Source organism: Streptosporangium longisporum, from assembly GCF_039534895.1.
GTDB lineage: Bacteria > Actinomycetota > Actinomycetes > Streptosporangiales > Streptosporangiaceae > Streptosporangium > Streptosporangium longisporum.
In genome coordinates, this window is the sequence record NZ_BAAAWD010000015.1 from 256,867 (window position 1) to 275,719 (window position 18,853).

General features: G+C 73.0%; 15 protein-coding genes. 9 read left to right on the forward strand and 6 right to left on the reverse strand.

Annotated elements, in window-relative coordinates; genetic code table 11:
- Window positions 1–78 precede the first annotated feature (78 nt).
- Window positions 79–501, reverse strand: coding sequence for a DoxX family protein (locus tag ABD832_RS27555; RefSeq protein WP_344900488.1), 423 nt, complete (start codon window positions 499–501; stop codon window positions 79–81).
- A gap of 77 nt (window positions 502–578) precedes the next feature.
- Between ABD832_RS27555 and ABD832_RS27560 the strand changes: the two genes are divergently transcribed.
- A complete protein-coding gene (locus ABD832_RS27560) occupies window positions 579–1,172 on the forward strand; it encodes a MarR family winged helix-turn-helix transcriptional regulator (RefSeq protein WP_344900490.1) in 594 nt (197 codons plus the stop codon).
- Between the two features lie 228 nt (window positions 1,173–1,400).
- On the opposite strand, the gene ABD832_RS27565 is transcribed toward ABD832_RS27560, so the two are convergent.
- A complete protein-coding gene (locus tag ABD832_RS27565) occupies window positions 1,401–2,744 on the reverse strand; it encodes a glycoside hydrolase family 6 protein (protein ID WP_344900491.1) in 1,344 nt (447 codons plus the stop codon).
- Window positions 2,745–3,295: 551 nt separating this feature from the next.
- On the opposite strand from ABD832_RS27565, the gene ABD832_RS27570 reads away from it, so the two are divergent.
- From ABD832_RS27570 to ABD832_RS27580, 3 genes are all read left to right on the forward strand, one after another.
- Window positions 3,296–4,447, forward strand: coding sequence for a sensor histidine kinase (locus ABD832_RS27570; protein WP_344900493.1), 1,152 nt, complete (start codon window positions 3,296–3,298; stop codon window positions 4,445–4,447).
- A 214-nt stretch (window positions 4,448–4,661) separates the two neighbouring features.
- Window positions 4,662–5,327 carry a response regulator gene (locus tag ABD832_RS27575; RefSeq protein ID WP_344900495.1) on the forward strand — a complete coding sequence of 222 codons (666 nt, stop codon included), beginning with the start codon at window positions 4,662–4,664 and terminating at the stop codon, window positions 5,325–5,327.
- A gap of 256 nt (window positions 5,328–5,583) precedes the next feature.
- A complete protein-coding gene (locus ABD832_RS27580) occupies window positions 5,584–7,551 on the forward strand; it encodes an alpha/beta fold hydrolase (protein ID WP_344900497.1) in 1,968 nt (655 codons plus the stop codon).
- 138 nt (window positions 7,552–7,689) lie between these two features.
- On the opposite strand, the gene ABD832_RS27585 is transcribed toward ABD832_RS27580, so the two are convergent.
- Genes ABD832_RS27585 through ABD832_RS27600 form a run of 4 tightly spaced genes read right to left on the reverse strand, consistent with a single transcriptional unit; the run spans window position 7,690 to window position 13,512 of the window.
- Window positions 7,690–8,847 carry an acyl-CoA dehydrogenase family protein gene (locus tag ABD832_RS27585; protein ID WP_413224626.1) on the reverse strand — a complete coding sequence of 386 codons (1,158 nt, stop codon included), beginning with the start codon at window positions 8,845–8,847 and terminating at the stop codon, window positions 7,690–7,692.
- A gap of 2 nt (window positions 8,848–8,849) precedes the next feature.
- Window positions 8,850–9,845, reverse strand: a complete 996-nt coding sequence (locus tag ABD832_RS27590; protein ID WP_344900501.1) for a hydroxymethylglutaryl-CoA lyase — start codon at window positions 9,843–9,845, stop codon at window positions 8,850–8,852.
- Window positions 9,842–11,899, reverse strand: a complete 2,058-nt coding sequence (locus ABD832_RS27595; protein ID WP_344901771.1) for an acetyl/propionyl/methylcrotonyl-CoA carboxylase subunit alpha — start codon at window positions 11,897–11,899, stop codon at window positions 9,842–9,844. The genes ABD832_RS27590 and ABD832_RS27595 overlap by 4 nt, the downstream gene beginning before the upstream one ends.
- Window positions 11,900–11,943: 44 nt before the next feature.
- Window positions 11,944–13,512, reverse strand: a complete 1,569-nt coding sequence (locus ABD832_RS27600) for a carboxyl transferase domain-containing protein (RefSeq protein ID WP_344900503.1) — start codon at window positions 13,510–13,512, stop codon at window positions 11,944–11,946.
- Window positions 13,513–13,677: 165 nt separating this feature from the next.
- Here ABD832_RS27600 and ABD832_RS27605 point away from each other — a divergent pair, with 165 nt between their 5' ends.
- From ABD832_RS27605 to ABD832_RS27625, 5 genes are all read left to right on the forward strand, one after another.
- Window positions 13,678–14,286 (forward strand): SACE_7040 family transcriptional regulator, encoded by a 609-nt coding sequence (locus ABD832_RS27605; RefSeq protein WP_344900505.1) that lies wholly within the window; start codon window positions 13,678–13,680, stop codon window positions 14,284–14,286.
- A 261-nt stretch (window positions 14,287–14,547) separates the two neighbouring features.
- Window positions 14,548–16,764 carry a thiamine pyrophosphate-dependent enzyme gene (locus ABD832_RS27610; RefSeq protein ID WP_344900507.1) on the forward strand — a complete coding sequence of 739 codons (2,217 nt, stop codon included), beginning with the start codon at window positions 14,548–14,550 and terminating at the stop codon, window positions 16,762–16,764.
- Between the two features lie 227 nt (window positions 16,765–16,991).
- Window positions 16,992–17,480 carry a hypothetical protein gene (locus tag ABD832_RS27615; RefSeq protein WP_344900509.1) on the forward strand — a complete coding sequence of 163 codons (489 nt, stop codon included), beginning with the start codon at window positions 16,992–16,994 and terminating at the stop codon, window positions 17,478–17,480.
- 286 nt (window positions 17,481–17,766) lie between these two features.
- The gene (locus ABD832_RS27620; protein WP_344900511.1) at window positions 17,767–18,291 is read left to right on the forward strand and encodes an RNA polymerase sigma factor; all 525 of its coding nucleotides are present in this window, start codon (window positions 17,767–17,769) and stop codon (window positions 18,289–18,291) included.
- The gene (locus ABD832_RS27625; protein ID WP_344900513.1) at window positions 18,288–18,776 is read left to right on the forward strand and encodes a hypothetical protein; all 489 of its coding nucleotides are present in this window, start codon (window positions 18,288–18,290) and stop codon (window positions 18,774–18,776) included. Before ABD832_RS27620 ends, ABD832_RS27625 begins: the two co-directional genes overlap by 4 nt.
- The last annotated feature ends 77 nt before the right edge of the window (window positions 18,777–18,853 follow it).

Genomic DNA, 18,853 nt, shown 5'->3' on the forward strand with positions numbered 1-18,853 from the left:
GCCGGAGGCGACGATACGGGCCGTGCGCGGCCGTGCGCGGCCAGGTGTGGCCGGATGCGGCCAGGTGTGGTCTCCGGGTCAGACCGCGACCGGCTGACGGCGGCGCTGCCAGAGGGCGTCGACGGCGAGGGCGCCGCCACCGCTGAAGCCGACGGCCAGGGTGGTGGCGGCGAGGACCAGGACGTACTCGTAGCCGCCCTTGTCGGCGCCGAAGCCGTTGGCGCCGTGCACGAAGAGGATCGCGCCGAGCATGTTGAGCGCGAGCAGGGTTCCGAAGACGGGCAGGGCCGCGCCCAGGATGAGCGCGATGCCGCCGACGACCTCCAGGACGGCCACGGCCGGGGCGGCGACGCCCGCCAGCGGGATGCCGATCGAGTCGAAGAAGGCCGTGGTCTGGGCCAGGCCCATCGTCGCGAACTTCTGCCAGCCGTGCACCACGAAGACCACACCCAGGACGACGCGTGCCACCAGCAGGGTGTAGGGACGGATTCTGTCAACCATGATGACTCCTCATGTCATTCGAATTTGTACAGAACCCTAGCGGTTAGTTCAAATTCGAACAAGCATAGGATGGGTGAGTGAGCGAGACGAGATGGCTCAACGAGGCCGAGATGGCCGCGTGGATGGCCTACGTGGCCGCCACGCACCTGCTGGAGCGTCGCGTCGAGGATCAGCTGAAGGCCGACTCCGGCCTGACCCATGCCCAGTTCGAGATCCTGGCGAAGCTCTCCGCCTGCCCCGGGAGGCAGCTGCGGATGACGGAGCTCGCCCACAGGCTGATCGTCTCCAAGAGCGGCCTCACGTACCAGATCGGGCAGCTGGAGAGGAAAGGGCTCGTCGCCCGGGAGAGTTGCCCCTCGGACGAGCGGGGCGTGCTCGCCGTGCTCACCGAGCAGGGGATGCGCTGCCTGGAGCGGACCGCGCCCGGGCACGTCGCCGTCGTACGCGCCTTCCTGATCGACCGGCTCACCCCCGAGGAGATCGAGGCCATGCGGCAGATCATGACGAAGGCCACGGCCGCCATGGAGGCGGCACTGCCCGGCCCGCTCCGCGACCCGGGACCGGGCCGCGAACCGGGAGCGGGATCGGATCCCGGAACGGGACCGGGATCAAGTCGCGAAGCAGGACCGGGATCGGATCGCGGAACGGGACCGGGCGAGGTTCCGGGCTGACCGGCGGGTCCTCGCCGAGGCCCCCTCCCCCGCCGGACGCCGCCGGAGCGCGGGTCCCCCTTCCCCCGGACACCGGTCCTTCTTCCGAACCCCGGACCCCGGACCCCGGACGCCCGAGCGGGGATCCCCGCCGCCCGGGTCAGAGCACGGGCGACAAAAAAGGATCCGGTACGGCTCGCACGGGGGGCATACCGTGTGAGCCGTACCGGATCACGCCACATCGCCGGGTCAGGCGGCGGTGCAGCCGATCTGAGAGGGTGCCTGGTTGCTCCCGGACCAGCTACCGGTGAACCCGAAGGTCGCCGAGGCGCCCGAGGGCAGGGAGCCGTTGTGGGAGACGTTGCGCACCGAGACACCCGCGCCGCTCTGGGTGTGCTGGCCGTTCCAGAGCTGGGTGATGCGCTGGTCACCCGGGAAGGACCAGGTCACCGTCCAGCCGGACAGCGGCGCGGTGCCGGTGCTCTTCACCGTCACCTCGCCCTGGAAACCGCCCTGCCAGGAACCGGCCACCTTGTAGGAGGCCGTGCAGGCCTGTCCGGCGGTCGGCGTGACGGTCGGGGTCGGCGTGGGGGTGGGCGTGACGGTCGGGGTCACGGTGGGCGTGGGGGTGGGTTCCGGCCGGCCCGCCAGGGCCAGCTCGTAGGCGCGCTGCGGCACGAACTGCCCCGCGCCGGCGATGCACCCGTCCGCCTCGCCCGGCAGCTTGATCCACAGGAACGCGTCGATCATCGAGTCGCCGGTGGCGTTGGTGCTGGGCGTGCCGATGGCCCGGCCCGCCGGGTCGCACCACTCGCTGCCCGCGGGGCCGTTGCCGTTGCGGCTGGTGTCGATCACGGCGCGCAGCCGGGAGATGCCGGTGGCGGAGATGATGTTCTTGGCGTACGCGACCTCGGTGGAGGTCAGCCGGTAGTTGGAGACGTTGAGGGAGATGCCGTCGGCGCTGTTCGCGATGTCCGCGGCGCGCAGCCGGGCGGCGGCCTCACCGGGCGAGAGCCATCCCGAGTGCCCGATGTCGAAGTAGACCTTGGCCGCGGAGGACCCGGCCTTCAGCTTCTTCCCGGCGTACGCCATGGAGGCGTTGGTCTCCTGCTGCTGCGAGGAGCTCATGCAGTTGGTCATGATCGGGAGCACGTCGGGCTCCAGGATGATCGACGCCGGGCGTCCCTGCAGGCCGGCGGCGACCTCGTCGATCCACTGCCGGTAGGCCGTGTGGTTGGGAGCACCGCCCGTGCTGGCACCGCTGCAGTCGCGGTTGGGGATGTTGTAGACGACGAGGATGGGGATCTTGCCCGCGGCGGCCGCGGCACCGACGAACGACGACACCTGGCCACGGACCGTGGAGGTGTTGGTGGTGGTGTACCAGCGGGCCTGCGGCACGGAGGCGATCCGGTCGCGGATGACCGCGGCCCTGGAGTCGCCGGGGTTGGCCGCGACCCACTTGGCGGCGCTGGTCTCGGGGTCCACGTAGAACGGCGAGTCGGCGGCGGACGCGCCGGAGGCGACGGCGACGGCCGTCCCTGACATGATCGCGACGGCCGCGCAGAGCGTGGCGAGGATTGACCTTCTCGGCATGGAGCAGGCTCCTTCGGGGGAGATGTGGGAGCGCTCCCACCTTAGGTGCGCGGGTGCCCCGGAACCCAGCGCCGAGCGCTCCGTCCTCACATCGCGCCGTGCTGACCTGTGCGAACACCCGCCACCCCCCATGAAAGTTTCAGTACATCGGCCGGACGACACCGCCCGCACGAGGAGATGTCCGGGAGAGCCGGAGAAGCCGCCCGGGGAGAGGAGGGCTCACATCCCCCTTCGGAGCACTCGCCGGAAAACCAGCCGGCTGAAATCATAGGAAGTCATGATCTGTCTGACCGAGCCTCCGAGATCTCCCTCCCCGTCCCGGACCGCCGTCCCGGACCGGCCGGACACGGGGTCGGCTCATCCCGCAGACCCGACCGGCTCCCCTCGGATCGGACGTCACCGCGAAAGGGCACGGCGGTGAGGGATGTCACGAAGGCGACCCTCGTGCCCGGCGGGGTTCGCGCCGCGCACCGGGGACGGGGTCGCCCCTCGGAGCGGTCGTGAGGTTCCGGGCACTCGGGGACGGGTGGTGGCCGGCGAACCGTTCGCGGGTGACGGACGTCCTCCTCGCGCTGGGTGTCTGGGCGCTGTACGTCCTCGTGACCTTCATGCAGGGCAGGTTCTCCGCGCAGGGGTCCTCCGTCCTGCTGTTCACGTTCTTCACCGTCTCGTCCGCGGCCCTGCTGTGGCGGCGGAGCCGGCCGGGGCTCGTCGTGGCCGTCTCCGCCCTCTGCGACAGCGTGATCGTCGTGTCGACGGGCTGGAAGGGCTACGGCCTGCAGGTGATGCTGGCCCTGTACGCGGCGGGCAGGCACGGCGAGGCCCGGCGCGCCTGGATCGCGGCCGTGGCGGTGGCGTTGTTCTACCCGGCGGTGGCGATGGGCGTCCAGCTCGCCACGGCGTCCGGCCGTCAGGATTCCGGCTCCGTGGGAGTGCTCGTCCCGCCGCTGCTCGTCGGGGCGGGCAGGCTCATGCGGCTGCGCCGGGAGACCGCCCTCAAGAGGGAGGCCGAACGCGCCGAGGAGATCGTGCGCGCGGAACGCCGTCACATCTCCCGGGAGCTGCACGACGTGGTCGCCCACAACATCAGCACGATGCACATCCTGCTGGGAGCGGCGCGCATGACCATGGCCGACGACCCCGCCGGGGCCGAGACCTCCCTGCTCGGCGCCGAGCGCGCCGGGCGCGAGGCCCTGGCGGAGATGCGCCATCTCCTGCGCGTACTCCGCGCCGACCAGGTGAACGATCCGGCCGGCGCGGAGCCCTCCCCCGCGTCGGCCGGCCTCCCCGCCCGCGGGGCGGCCGCCCTGCCCGCGCTGATCGGCCGGGCACGCGAGGCGGAGCAGCCCGTGTCCCTGGAGGTGACCGGCGAGCTCGGCCGTCTGCCCGCCGTGGTCGACCACGCGATCTACCGGATCGTCCAGGAGTCGCTGACCAACGCGCGCAAGCACGCCGGGAACGCGCCGGTGAGGGTCAGGGTCGTCTACGAGCCCTCGGCCGTCGAGGTGGAGGTGGTCGACGACGGGCCCGGCACACCCTCCGGTGGCCGGAGACACGAAGGCCACGCGGGGGGTGGATTCGGGCTGGGCGGGATGGCCGAGCGTGTGGCACTCTGCGGTGGGCGGCTGGAGACGGGACCTCTGCCCGAGGGGGGATTCCGGATCCACGCCCGGTTGCCCCTCACGCTCTCCGACACGACCTGACGGCGCGGTCCCGCGGCAAGGTCGGGCGACGGAATCCGGCGGCGGGTGGCGGCGGTGGGTGGCGCGATGCGGGAGCGGGTGGCGCGGCCCGGCGGCGGGGGTGGGGCGATCCGGCAGCGGAGGCGGGTGGCGCGGCCCGGCGGAATCTGCCGGCCGGTGTCCGGCCGGGCGGCATCCGGACGCCGGGAACCGGCCGGACAGGAGGGAAAAGAACATGATCAGAGTACTGGTCGTCGACGACCACGCGGTGGTGCGCTCCGGCTTCCGGATGATCTTGAACACCCAGGACGACCTCTCCGTGGTGGGCGAGGCGGGCGACGGCGACGAGGCCCTCGTCCTCGCCCGCGACCTGCTTCCCGATGTGGTGCTGATGGACCTGCACATGCCGGAGACCGACGGCGTCACCGCCACCGGGCGGATCACCGCCGAACTGCCCGGCGTGCGCGTGCTCGCGCTGAGCACCTTCGACCTGGACGAGTACGTCGTCGAGGCCCTGCGGGCCGGAGCCTCGGGCTTCCTGCCCAAGGACGTCTCCCCCGAAGAACTGATGGAGGGGGTCCGGGTGGTGCATCGCGGCGACTCGGTCGTCGCCCCGCGGTTGCTGACCCGCCTGATCGGCACCTTCGTCCGGCCCGTACGGCCCCGGCCCTCGACGATGCCGCCCGAGCTCGCCGGTCTGACCGGCCGTGAGCGGGAGGTGCTGGTCCTCATCGCGCACGGGCGCTCGAACCCCGAGATCGCCGAAGCGCTCGGCGTGGCGGCCTCCACCGTGAAGAACCACGTGACCGGCCTGTTCGCCAAGCTCGGCGTCCGCGACCGCGCCCAGGCCGTGGTCGTCGCCTACGAGGCGGGGTTCGTCACCCCGGGCGCCGCCGGCTGACCTTTCCCCGCCGCCCCGCCGCCCCGCCTTCCCACCGCCTCACCACCTCCGCCGTCTTCTCCCTACACCTCTCACGAGCTCCGCCGGCCCCTCCCGGCACCGGCCGGCTCCCGTCCGGGACCGTGCCCGTCCGGGAACCGCGTACCCCGTCCGGGACCGTGCTCCCAGGGGGGAGAGCGACCGGCGCCCCGCTCCCAGGCGGGAGACCGTTCCCCGTGACGAGGGAAAGGGCCTGATCGCGGGCGAGCCTGGATACATGAACAGGGACCAGCGATCCATCACACGCCGGGCCGCGGCGGCGCTCGTCGCGACGGGAGCCTGCGGGACGCTCCTCGTCTCGCTCCTCACCGCCCCGAACGCCACCGCCCGAGACCATGACACGCCCTCCACCATCGTGCCCGCCGAAGGCCGGGAGGCGAGCGGGGAGACGTCGAGGGGCACGAACGGCTCCCGGCATCCGTGCGCCTCCGCGAGGGCCCGCTGCGACGGGGAGATACGGGTGCCCCTCGACTGGAGCGATCCGGCGTCGGAGCGGATCACCGTGGCGTTCGCCTGGCTTCCCAGGAAGGACGCCTCCCGCCCCGCGGCCGGAACCGTACTGGCCAATCCCGGCGGGCCGGCGCCGGCGCTCCCCGCGGTGCCGTCCCTGACCGAGGCGCTCGGGCCGGTGCTCGACCGGCACGACCTCCTGGTGGTCGAGCCGCGCGGGCTGGGGAGGTCCAGTCCCCTGCTCTGCCCGGGACTCGACCTGGAACGCCAGGAGAGCGTCAGCGCCTGCGCCGCGCACCTGGGCCCGCGCGTCCGGTTCTTCACCGCCGACCAGGCCGTCGCCGACATGGACGCCGTCCGCGCGGCGCTGGGGGTGCCGAAGGTGACGTTCTACGGCATCTCCTACGGCACCCTGTTCGCCCAGGCGTACGCCACCCGCCACCCGGACCGCCTGTCGGCGGTGATGCTCGACAGCATCGTCCCCACGGGCCCGGACGGTTACGTGACCAAGCCGATCCGCAGCGGCGCCCACCTGCTCGACGTGGCCTGCGCCCCCTCGCGCGCCTGCCGGCGGCTGCCGGGCGCTCCCGCCGACGCCATCGCGAGGCTGGTACGGCACCTGCGCGAGCACCCCGATCCGCGGTTGCGGCTCCCGTCACTCGGGCACCTGACGAACAACCTCTACCTGCCGATGGTCGGCCGCGAGCTGAACGCGGCCGTCGCCGCGTACCTGGGCGGCGACCCGCTGCCGCTGCGCCGGCTGGCGCGGGTGATCGACGCGGCCCCGAGGGCGCCGCTGCGCGGCGCGGAGCTGGCGGGCCTGATCTCCTACACCTGCGCCGACAGCGCCTTCCCGTTCGAGCGCGGGGCCGCGCCGGACGAGCGGCGGCGCCGGCTGGAGCGCCACTACGACACCGAGCGCCCGTTCAGCCCGTTCACCGTCGCCGATCTCCGCGCGTCCTCCTCGCAGTGGCCGATCTTCGGCATGCAGGACGTCTGCGTCGGCTGGCCGACCCCCCGCAGCAGCCCGCCCGTGCCGCCGGGCGCGGTGTACCCGCGGGTGCCGGTCCTGGCCCTGGGCGGTGACTTCGACGGGACGACGACCGCGGAGGCGGCCGCGGTGACCCGCCGCTTCCCGGTCTCCGTCTTCTCCCGGGTCCGTGCCGGTGGCCACGGCCCCACCGTGAGCACGCCGGTGAACGCGTGCGCCCGCGGCGCGATGCGCGCCTTCATCGCCGACCCGTACGCCTCCGGCGGCGGGCCCCGATGCGACGAGGCGACCTACCGCGCCCTGGGTTCCTTCCCGCGGACCGTGGCGCAGGTGCCGCCGGCCGACGGCACCGGCCTGACCGGCGAGGAGCGGAAGGTCGTCGCGGCCGCTCTCGCCACCGTCGCCGACGCGGCGGCCAGGCGCGATCCCCTCAGGTCCCCGTACTGGCAGGAGGCCACGGAGGCGGGCCTGCGCGGCGGCCTGCTGACGTTCGCCGACGGGACCGGAGGGGCCGGCGGAGCGGTCGTGATCACGCTCCGGGACGTCCGGTTCGCCGGCGACCTCGCCGTGGACGGCGAGGCCCGCCTGAACGGCGGGGACGCCACGGCCCGGCTGACCGTCACCGGCGCCGGCGGGTCGCACGCCCTGGAGCTGAGGTGGGAGGCGTTCCGCGCCCGGGACGACATCGCCGTCTCCGGCACCGTCGCGGGCCGCCCCTTCACCGCGACGGTCCCCGTGCACTGACGCCCCGGCCCGGCCCCCGGGCTCACCGTCCCGAACCCACCGGTGACCGGTGACCGGTCACCGACCGTCGTTCCGAACGCGCCGTCCGGGCGGCGGTCCCGTCCCTCTCATGGGGACGGGACCCCGTCCTCGTACGCCTCAGAGGTCCCCGATCCCCAGCTGGCGGGCGATCAGCATGCGCTGGACCTCGCTCGTGCCCTCGCCGATCTCCAGGATCTTGGCGTCCCGGTAGAAGCGGCCGACCGGGTACTCGTTCATGAACCCGTAGCCGCCGAAGATCTGGGTGGCGTCGCGGGCGTTGTCCATGGCGGCGTCACCGGCGACCAGCTTGGCGATGGCCGCCTCCTTCTTGAACGGCTCACCCGCGAGCATCTTCTCGGCCGCGTGGTAGTAGGCCAGGCGGGCGGTGTGGGTCCGCACCTCCATGTCGGCGACCTTGAACTGGATGGCCTGGTAGTGGCCGATGGGATGGCCGAACGCCTGGCGCTCGCGGACGTAGCGCAGTGACTCGTCCACGCAGCCCTGGGCCAGCCCGACCGACAGGGCCGCGATGGCGACGCGGCCCTCGTCGAGGGTCTGCAGGAACTGCGCGTACCCGCGTCCGCGCTCGCCGAGCAGGTTGCCCGCCGGGACCCGGCAGTCGGTGAAGGAGAGCTCGCGGGTGTCGGAGCAGTTCCAGCCCACCTTGGAGTACTTCTTCGAGACGGTGAGACCGGGGGTGCCGGACGGCACCAGGATGGTGGAGATCTCCTTCTTGCCCCCGGCCCGCTCGCCGGTGATCGCGGCCACGCCGATGACGCCGGTGATGTCGGTGCCGGAGTTGGTGATGAACGCCTTCGACCCGTTGATCACCCACTCGTCGCCGTCGAGCACGGCGGTGGTGCGCATGCCGCCGGGCACGTCGGAGCCGCCGCCCGGCTCGGTGAGGCCGAACGCGCCCAGCATCTGGCCGGAGGCCAGCTTGGGCAGCCACTCGGCGCGCTGCTCGGGGGTGCCGAACCGGTGGATCGGCATCGCGCCCAGCGACACCGCGGCCTCCACGGTGATCGCCACGCTGGAGTCGACCCTGGCCAGCTCCTCCAGGGTCAGGCAGAGCGCGAAGTAGTCGCCGCCCATGCCGCCGTGCTCCTCGGGGATCGGCAGCCCGAACAGGCCCATCGCGCCCATCTGCCGCACGATGTCGTAGGGGAACTCCTCACGCTCGTAGAGGTCCCCGATCACCGGGGCCACCACGTCGCGGGCGAACGCCTCGACGGTCTTGCGCAGGTCCTCGTACTCTTCGGTCAGCTTCGGCATGGTCACTCCTTGACGTTGTCCGCGGTCGTGCCCTGACCCGGGGCCGGGGTGGTGGCCCGGTCGGCCGGCCCGGCGGGCGGGGTGCCGCCCAGGGCCTGGACGACCCGTGAGGGGCTGGGGCGGCCGAGCCGCGCGGCCAGCCAGGTGCTGGTCTCCACCAGTGACGCGAGGTCCAGCCCGGTCTCGACGCCGAGACCGTGCAGCATCCAGACGAGGTCCTCGGTGGCGAGGTTGCCGGTGGCGCTCTCGGCGTACGGGCAGCCGCCGATGCCCCCGGTGGAGGCGTCGACCACGGTCACGCCCTCGCGCAGGGCCGCGAGGGTGTTGGCCAGCGCCTGGCCGTAGGTGTCGTGGAAGTGCACCGCGAGCCCGGCGGGGCCGCCGAACGCCTCGATCAGCGCGGCCACGTGGCCCGGGGTGCCGACGCCGACGGTGTCGCCGAGCGAGAGCTCGAAGCAGCCCAGGTCGAGCAGCCGGCGCCCGACGGAGACGACCTGGCCGATCGGGGTGGGCCCCTCCCACGGGTCACCGAAGCACATCGACACGTACGCCCGCACCCGCAGGCCGTGCGCCAGCGCCCGCGCGATCACCGGCTCGAACATCTCGAACTGCGACTCCAGCGTCCGGTTCAGGTTCCTGGCCGCGAACGTCTCGGTGGCGCTGGCGAAGACCGCGATCTCCTCGACGCCGTGTTCGAGGGCCCGGTCGAGGCCGCGGTCGTTGGGCACGAGCACCGGGTAGCGGACCCCCGGAACCCGTTCCATGCTCTCCAGCAGCTGCGAGGCGTCGGCGAGCTGGGGCACCCATTTGGGGTGCACGAAGCTGGTGGCCTCGATCACGCGGTGCCCGGCCGCGGCGAGCCGGGCGATGAACTCGGCCTTGACCTCGACCGGGACGATCACGGACTCGTTCTGCAGCCCGTCGCGCGGCCCGACCTCGTGGATCGTGATCCGCTCGGGCAGCCCCGCCGCCCGGACCGGGTACGGTTCGCGCGTCACGACTCCTCCCCGCGGACCACGGCCAGCACGGCGTCCATGGCGACCGCCTGGCCCGCCCGGACCCGCAGCTCCTCCACGACCCCGTCGACCGGTGCGGTCACGGTGTGCTCCATCTTCATCGCCTCCACGATGAGCAGCGGCTGTCCCTGGGCGACCCGGTCCCCCGGCGCGGCCTTGACCACCAGGACGGTGCCCGGCATGGGGCTGCGGACCTGCCCGTCCCCGGCGCCTCCCGCGCCCGCCCGGTCGGCGGGGTCGCCCAGGTGACGGCGGGTGAGGGCCCAGGCGTCGCCGTCGCGGGCGAGCCAGACCGTGTCGCCGTCCAGGGCCGCGGCGTAGCGCCTGGCGATCCCGCCGACGGTGACGATCACGTCCTCCCCGGCGTCGGCCAGCCGTGCCCGTACGGTCACCGGAGCGTCCGGGCCGTCCTGGTCGGCCGGGTCGGCCGGGTCGGCCGGGTCGGCGGGATCACCGTCGGACGGCCGGGGGTCGGCGCCGGGGCCGGACGGGTCGGAGCCGGGCAGCCGGATCTCCGCCCCGGAGGCCGGCAGGCCGCGGACGCGGAGCTCGTGGACGCCGTCGCGGCTCTCCAGCCGGTGGACGGTCCACGCCGCCTCGCCCAGCCGCCAGCCGTCGGGGATCTCCCACGGGTCGGCCGGTGCCGCGGGGACGTGCTCGCGGTGCAGCAGGAGCGCGGCGGCGGCCAGGACGTCGGCGGGGACGCCCTCGGCGGGGATCAGCTCGTCCAGGTGACGCTCGACCAGGCCGGTGTCCAGGTCCCCGGCGACCACCGAGGGATGGCCGATCAGCGCCCGCAGGAACGCGACGTTGGTGGGGACCCCGAGCACCGCCGTGGCCGCGAGCGCCCCGTCCAGCCTGCGCAGCGCGCTCGCCCGGTCGACGCCCCAGGCGATGACCTTCGACAGCATCGGGTCGTAGTCGCTGCCGACCACGCCGCCGGTCACCAGGCCGGAGTCGACGCGCACGCCGCGCGGCTCGCGCAGCGCCAACACCCGGCCGCCGGTCGGCAGGAAGCCCCGGGAGGGGTCCTCGGCGTAGACGCGGGCCTCCACGGCGTGGCCGTTGAGGTGGACCCGGTCCTGGGTGATCGGGAGCCGCTCGCCCGCGGCGACCCTGAGCTGGAGCTCGACCAGGTCCAGCCCGGTCACCAGCTCGGTGACCGGGTGCTCGACCTGCAGCCGGGTGTTCATCTCCATGAAGTAGTAGTCGCCGGTGGAGCCCTGGACGATGAACTCGACCGTCCCGGCGCCGGTGTAGCCGACCGACCGGGCGGCCTCGACCGCGGCGGCGCCCATGGCGGCCCTGGTCCCGGCGTCCAGCAGCGGGGACGGCGCCTCCTCGATGATCTTCTGGTGGCGGCGCTGGAGGCTGCACTCGCGCTCGCCCAGGTGGACGATGCCGCCGTGCGCGTCGGCCATCACCTGGATCTCGATGTGCCGGGGGTTCTCCACGAACCGCTCGATCAGCAGGGTGGAGTCGCCGAACGCGGCCGCAGCCGTACGCCGGGCGGAGGCCAGCGCGTCGGGCAGCTCCTCGGCGGAGCGGACCAGCACCATGCCCTTGCCGCCGCCGCCCGCGGAGGGCTTGATCAGCGCGGGGAACCCGACCCGGACGGCGGCCTCGGCCAGGTCGTCGTCGGGCTCGGCGCCGCCCGGGACGACCGGGACGCCCGCGGCGGAGACGGTCGCCTTCGCGCGGATCTTGTCGCCCATCGCCTCCACCGCCTCCGGCGGCGGGCCGACGAAGACCAGCCCGGCCCCGGCGCAGCGCCGGGCGAAGTCGGCGTTCTCGGCGAGGAACCCGTATCCGGGGTGGACGGCCTGGGAGCCGGTGGCCGCGGCGGCGGCGAGGATGCCGTCGATGTCCAGGTAGCCGCCGGGCAGGCGTACCGCGACGTCGGCCTCGCGGACGTGCGGCGCTCCGGCGTCGGCGTCGCTGTGCACGGCGACCGAGCGGATGCCCAGCCGCCTGAGGGTGCGGGTGATCCGCAGGGCGATCTCGCCGCGGTTGGCGACGAGCACGGTGTCGAACATCCGGCGGGACTCCGAGGGCTCCGAGGGGTGGGTCATGGTCGCGGTCACATCCGGAAGACGCCGTAGCCGACGGGGTCGAGGGGGGCGTTGGCCGAGGCGGACAGGGCCAGGCCCAGGACGGTCCGGGTGTCGAGGGGGTCGATGACCCCGTCGTCCCAGAGCCGGGCGGTGGAGTAGTAGGGGTTGCCCTGCTCCTCGTACTGCGCGCGGATGGCGTCGGGGTCGGCGTCGCCCACGGTGGACAGGACGTTGGCGGCCTGCTCGCCGCCCATCACCGAGATGCGCGCGTTCGGCCACATCCACAGGAAGCGGGGCGAGTAGGCCCGTCCGGCCATCGCGTAGTTGCCGGCCCCGAACGAGCCGCCGACCACCACGGTGAACTTGGGCACCCGGGCGCAGGCGACGGCGGTGACCATCTTCGCGCCGTGCTTGGCGATGCCGCCCGCCTCGTACGCCTTGCCGACCATGAACCCGCTGATGTTCTGCAGGAACAGCAGCGGGATGGAGCGCCGGTCGCACAGCTCGATGAAGTGGGCACCCTTGAGGGCCGACTCGGCGAACAGGATGCCGTTGTTGGCGACGATCCCGACGGGGTGGCCGTGGATGCGGGCGAACCCGGTGACGAGCGTGCTGCCGTACTCGGCCTTGAACTCGCCGAACCGGCTGCCGTCGACGACGCGGGCGACGACCTCGCGGACGTCGTAGGGCGTGCGGGTGTCGGCGGGGACGATGCCGTACAGGTCGCGGGGGTCGTGCGCGGGCTCCTCGGGCTCGGCGCGCTCCCACGGGGAGGGGGTGCGCGGCCCGAGGGTGGAGACGATGTCGCGGACGATCCGCAGTGCGTGGCGGTCGTCGTCGGCGAGGTGGTCGGTGACGCCGCTGACCCGGGCGTGCAGGTCGCCGCCGCCCAGCTCCTCGGCGCTGACCTCCTCGCCGGTGGCGGCCTTCACCAGCGGAGGCCCGCCCAGGAAGATGGTGCCCTGGTTGCGGACGATCACCGCCTCGTCGCTCATCGCGGGGACGTAGGCGCCGCCCGCGGTGCAGGAGCCGAGGACCGCGGCGATCTGCGGGATGCCGCGCGCCGACATGGTCGCCTGGTTGTAGAAGATCCGCCCGAAGTGCTCGCGGTCGGGGAAGACCTCGTCCTGCCGGGGCAGGAAGGCACCCCCGGAGTCGACGAGGTAGACGCACGGCAGGTTGTTGTGGAGGGCGACCTCCTGGGCCCGCAGGTGCTTCTTGACGGTGATCGGGTAGTAGGTGCCGCCCTTGACGGTGGCGTCGTTGGCGACCACCACGCACTCGCGGCCCGAGACGCGGCCCACGCCGGTGATGATCCCGGCCGCGGGGGCCTGGTCGCCGTACATCCCGCCCGCGGCGAGCTGGGAGAGCTCCAGGAAGCGCGAGCCGGGGTCGAGGAGGGAGTCGACGCGGTCGCGGGGCAGCAGCTTGCCCCGGGAGACGTGCCGGGCGCGCGCCTTCTCGGAGCCGCCCAGCGCCGCGACGGCGAGGCGTTCCCTGAGGTCGGCCAGCAGGCCCTCGTTGACCTCGGCGTTGCGTTTGAAGCCCTCACCGCCCGGGTCGCAGGTGCTCCGCAGCACCGGCCAGCCACTCATCCGAGCCTCCCTCGTACGGCTCCGTCGCCGCTCCGTCGCCGCTGTGTCGCCGCCGTGTCCCCACCGTGGCCACCGTCGTCGCCGTGATCGCCGACCGCCCGTCCGGGGTCCGGCGACCGGCGCCTTCACGGCCGATGTTAGTCATCATTAACGTTACCGTCTACCATGCGAGGGGTGACGACCGATCGGACCCCCACCCGCGTCCGTGGCTCGCGGCGCGCGGAGATCCTCGACGCCGCGGCCGGGCTGTTCGCGGCGCGCGGCTTCCACGGCGTCTCGATCGAGGACATCGGCGCCGCGGTCGGCACCTCGGGCCCGGCCCTCTACCGCCACTTCAGCGGCAAGGAGGCGTTGCTCGCGGAGATGCTGCTGGACGTCAGCGAGCGCCTGCACAGCTCGGGATCGCGCCGGGTGACCGAGGCCGCCGACGCCGAGGAGGCGCTGGACTCCCTGCTCGGCTGCCAGATCGAGTTCGCGCTGAACCACCCGGCGCTGATCACGGTGCACGACCGGGAGCTGGGCAACGTCCCCGAGCCCGCGCGCCGGCGGATCCGCCGCCTCCAGCGGCTGTACGTCGAGGAGTGGGTCACCGTGCTGAGCGAGCTGTATCCCGGCCGCTCCCAGGCGAGCCTGCGCGCCGCCACGCACGCCGTCTTCGGGCTGCTGAACTCCACCCCGCACAGCGCCGGGGAGCTGCCGCCCGCCGTCATGGCCGAGCTGCTGCGCGGCATGGCCCGCGCGGCGCTGGCCGTCCCCTCGGTTAGGAACCGCTAACCCGGCGGGGCTTCGCGAAGAGGGGTGGGACGCCGGTGCCGTGCCGGCCGGTGGTGAGACCCGCCACCGGTGGTGAGACCCGCCGGACACGCCAATGGAGATATCCCTCTTTACGTAAGTAGCCATTTATTTCGTACGATCAAGCGATAAGTCCGACAAATTGGTATTAATGGCTGCCGGTCGGGACCGGTCCACTGAGCTGGGAGCATCAAAGATGCGAAGGTTCGGGACGGCGTCCCCCGATGAGGACATAATCGGGCTGTGGCGCGCGACACTGTTGAGACCCGTTTCACCGAGGCCGTGACCGCCCTCTCCCCCGGGGCGCCGCGCGATCCCGGCCTGCCCGTACGGGACGGCACGACCCTGACCGGGGCCCGCTGCCGGGAGCTGTTCGAGTTCCAGCTCGGCAGCAGGCTGCTGGACGTCACCGCCCGCTGGCTGCGCGAGCAGGGCCAGGGTTTCTACACCATCGGCTCGGCCGGGCACGAGGGCAACGCCGCGATCGCCGCCGCGCTGCGCGTCACCGATCCCGCCCTGCTGCACTACCGCTCCGGCGCCTTCTACCTCACCCGCTCGGCGATGGCCGGGCGGCTGCCCGAGGAGGGGCTGCGCGACGTGCTGCTCGGCCTGACCGCCTCGGCCGAGGAGCCCATCTCGGGCGGGCGGCACAAGGTCTTCGGCCACCCCGACCTGGCGGTGATCCCGCAGACCTCCACGATCGCCAGCCACCTGCCGCGCGCGGTGGGCGTGGCCTTCGCCATCGAGCGCGCCCGCCAGCTCGGCCTGCCGGGGCCGTGGCCGGCCGACGCGATCGCGGTGTGCAGCCTGGGCGACGCCTCGATGAACCACGCCAGCGCGCTGACCGGGATCAACACCGCCGCCTACGGGGCGTACCGGAAGCTGGCGCTGCCGGTGCTGTTCGTCTGCGAGGACAACGGCCTGGGGCTGAGCGTGCGCACCCCCGACGGCTGGGTCGAGGCCGCCCGCCACCCGGCGATCAGGTACTTCGAGGCCGACGGCTGCGACCTGGCGGACGTCCACGACGTCGCGCGGGCCGCCACGGACCACGTCCGCGAGACCCGCTCCCCCGCCCTGCTGCGTGTCGGCACCGTCCGGCTGATGGGTCACGCCGGCTCGGACGTGGAGCTGTCCTACCGGAACAAGCGCGAGATCGACGCCGACCTGCTGCGCGACCCGCTCGTCGCCACCGCGAGGCTGCTCGTCGAGGCGGGCCTGGCCACCCCCGACGGCCTGCTGCTGCACTACGAGACGACGCGCGAGCACCTGTTCAAGATGGCCATGGAGAGCTCGCGGCGGCCCCGGCTGACCTCGGCCGCCGAGATCGTCGGGCCGCTGGCCCCGCGCACCCCCGCGGCCGTCGCGGCGGCGAGCACGACGGCCGCGACGCCGGACGCCAGGGCGAGGGCGTTCGGCGGCAGGCTCCCCGAGCAGGAGGGGCCGCTGACCTTCTCCCAGGCGGTCAACCGCACCCTCGTCGACGCGCTGGCCGCCCATCACGACACGCTGGTCTTCGGGGAGGACGTGGCGCGCAAGGGAGGCGTCTACGGCGTCACCCGCGGCCTGCAGAAGCGCTTCGGCCTCGGCCGGGTCTTCGACACCCACCTCGACGAGCAGGCGGTGCTGGGCCTGTCGCTCGGCTCGGGCGTCTCCGGCCTGCTGCCGGTGCCCGAGATCCAGTACCTGGCCTACCTGCACAACGCCCTGGACCAGATCCGCGGCGAGGCCGCGACCCTGCAGTTCTTCTCACGGGGGGCCTTCCGCAACCCGATGGTGGTGCGGGTCGCCTCGTACGCCTACCAGAAGGGGTTCGGCGGCCACTTCCACAACGACAACTCCGTCGCCGCGCTGCGCGACATCCCCGGGCTGGTGGTGGCCTCCCCGGCCCGTCCCGACGACGCCGCCTCGATGCTGCGCAGCTGCCTGGCCGCCGCCCGTACCGACGGCAGCGTCTGCGTCTTCCTCGAACCCATCGCCCTGTACAACACCCGCGACATGTTCGAGGACGGCGACGGCGGCTGGCTCTCCCCCTACGCCCCCCCGGCCCGCTGGGCGGAGACGCACGTCCCGATCGGCCGCGCCCGCAGCTACGGCGACGGCCGCGACCTGACCATCGTCACCTTCGGCAACGGCCTGCGGATGAGCCTGCGCGCCGCGGTGAGGCTGACCGCCGAGGGGTTCGGCTGCCGGGTCCTGGACCTGCGCTGGCTCTCCCCCCTGCCGGTGGAGGACCTGATGCGGGCCGCCGAGCTGACCGGCAGGGTGCTGGTCGCCGACGAGACGCGGCGTACCGGGGGCGTCTCCGAGGGCATCGTCGCCGAGCTGCTCGACGCGGGCTTCACCGGCAGGATCGCCCGGGTGACCTCCCGCGACAGCTTCGTCCCGCTGGGCGAGGCCGCCGGGCACGTGCTGCTGTCGGAGGACGAGATCGAGACGGCCGCCCGTAAGCTGCTCGGCTGATCCGCGCGGCCGCCCGCGAACCGATCGGTCGATCCGCGCGATCGCTCGCGGGTCACTCGGCCGATCCGCCCGGGGCCGCTCCGGCAACTCGGCCGAGATCTCGGAAAACCGCCCCAACACGTTCACGGAACGTATTGAATCAGTGTCGCGTCGTTACGGAACATGGCCCCGGTCCGGCGACGGTCGTCCCTCCACATCCCCCCTGATCAGGAGGTAGCATGCCCGACGTGGCGATCAAAAACACCGGTCAGCGCGTGGCTGACCTGGAGGCCTGGGCCTTCCGGACGGGTTCCGACCTGGCCGACATCAAGGAGACCCTGAGCGATCTTCCCACGATCATCCGCGAGGAGGTCATGACGTACACCGCGCCGATGTTCGAAGAGATCATGAACAGGATGGCCACCAAGGAGGATCTCTCCGCGCTGTCCGTCAAGGTCGACGGCCTGGAGACCAAGGTCGACGGCCTGGACGTCAAGGTCGACGGCCTGGAGGTCCGCATGGGCGCCATGGAGGTCCGCATGGGCGCCATGGAGGTCCGCATGGGCGCCATGGAAGGGCGCATGGAGTCCATGGAGGGCGCCATGAGCTCCATGGACGCCCGGATGGACACCCTGCAGGGCGACATCACGTCCATGCAGGGTGACATGGCCTCTATGAACTCCCGGATGGGATCCGTGGAGGGCAAGCTGGACCTGATCCTGACCAAGCTCGACTGATCGCACGAACGGGTCCCGCGGACCGCGGGACCCGGCCGGGTCACACCGGTTCGCGCCCGCATGCGTAGGGGTGTCTCGAACGTCCCGGCCGGGGAGTGGGTCACGTCCGGGTTCGTCATCGCGGATGCCGTGTCGTTCGCCGTCACCGTGATCGGACCGGTGAGCCGCAGGACGGCCCCGGCGGGTTCTCCTCGCTCACTCCCGGGCCCCGTTCCGCGTGATGATCTCGTGGTTCGTGAACCTGATCGGCCTCCCGCCCGACTGTGCAGGGGAACGGGAGGGCGAGATGACCGATGAGTTGCTGGTGGTGCGCGCGCAGCTGGGCGAGCGCGCGGCCCTGGCCGAGCTGGTGACCCGCTGGCGGGTGCCGGTATGGACGTACGTGCGCCGCATGCTCGACGCCGAACGGGCCGACGACGTGACCCAGGAGATCTGGCTGGCCGTGGTCCGCGGCCTGCCCCGGCTGCGGGAACCGGGCCGCTTCGCGCCCTGGCTGTTCACGATCGCCCGGCGCTCGGTGAACGACCGCCTGCGCGGCGAGTACGCACGAGCGCGGGAGGACCTCACGGCGGACGACGTGCTCACCGAGGACCCGGTCGAGGCCATGGTCGATCGCGCCGAGCTGGTGAACGCGCTGTCGGGTCTGCCCGTGCCGGAACGGGAGATCCTCGTCCTGTTCTATCTGGAAGACCTGTCGGTGGAGGACTGCGCGCGGATCTGCCAGGTCCCCGTCGGCACGGTGAAGTCCCGGCTCAACCGTGCCCGCCGAATGCTCCGTGAACACCTGCAGGAGAGGGGACACCGGTCATGACCGAGGAGGAGCCGCGCCTGTCGGCGCGGGAGACGATCGAGCGGCTGGCACCGGCGCTGTCGACGGGAATGCGGGTCCGGGCGGTGACGGCGCTGCTGGCCGGGCTGTCCGGCGCGGTGTTCGTGGTCGCGCTGTGGTCGTCCGAGCCGGGCCCGCTACCCGGCCGCACGCACCTGGCGTTCACGCTGTTGACCGTTTTCTGCCTTGCCTGGGCAGGCTACGGAGGATGGCTCCTGAGGAACAGGGTGCCGCTGTTCGCCGCCGAGCAGGTGATCGCCGCCTGGATCGCCCTGGCGGCCTCGACGTCCGTCACCACGCTCATGACCATCGTCGCCGTCCAGCGCGGGACGGGTCCGGGCCTCGTACTGGCGACCGGGGCCCTGTTCGTCGCGGCGGCGTCGGTGCTGGCCGTGCGCGCTCACGCCCGCCGGGCGGCACTGCTGCGTCGCGTGCGCGACCTGACCGGCCGGAAGGAGGAGGCGTGAGGCCGAGACCGGACGGGGCGGAGCTCGTCGCGGGCTGAGGCCGGACGCAGGTCGGAGCCGGCCCCGGCGTTCGAACA

Coding starts and splice junctions, on each gene's coding strand:
- ABD832_RS27600 (WP_344900503.1), bottom strand. CDS start 13,512: ATGAGTGGCTGGCCGGTGCTGCGGAGCACCTGCGACCCGGGCGGTGAG.
- ABD832_RS27605 (WP_344900505.1), top strand. CDS start 13,678: ATGCGAGGGGTGACGACCGATCGGACCCCCACCCGCGTCCGTGGCTCG.
- ABD832_RS27580 (WP_344900497.1), top strand. CDS start 5,584: ATGAACAGGGACCAGCGATCCATCACACGCCGGGCCGCGGCGGCGCTC.
- ABD832_RS27620 (WP_344900511.1), top strand. CDS start 17,767: ATGACCGATGAGTTGCTGGTGGTGCGCGCGCAGCTGGGCGAGCGCGCG.
- ABD832_RS27585 (WP_413224626.1), bottom strand. CDS start 8,847: ATGCCGAAGCTGACCGAAGAGTACGAGGACCTGCGCAAGACCGTCGAG.
- ABD832_RS27555 (WP_344900488.1), bottom strand. CDS start 501: ATGGTTGACAGAATCCGTCCCTACACCCTGCTGGTGGCACGCGTCGTC.
- ABD832_RS27595 (WP_344901771.1), bottom strand. CDS start 11,899: ATGTTCGACACCGTGCTCGTCGCCAACCGCGGCGAGATCGCCCTGCGG.
- ABD832_RS27625 (WP_344900513.1), top strand. CDS start 18,288: ATGACCGAGGAGGAGCCGCGCCTGTCGGCGCGGGAGACGATCGAGCGG.
- ABD832_RS27575 (WP_344900495.1), top strand. CDS start 4,662: ATGATCAGAGTACTGGTCGTCGACGACCACGCGGTGGTGCGCTCCGGC.
- ABD832_RS27565 (WP_344900491.1), bottom strand. CDS start 2,744: ATGCCGAGAAGGTCAATCCTCGCCACGCTCTGCGCGGCCGTCGCGATC.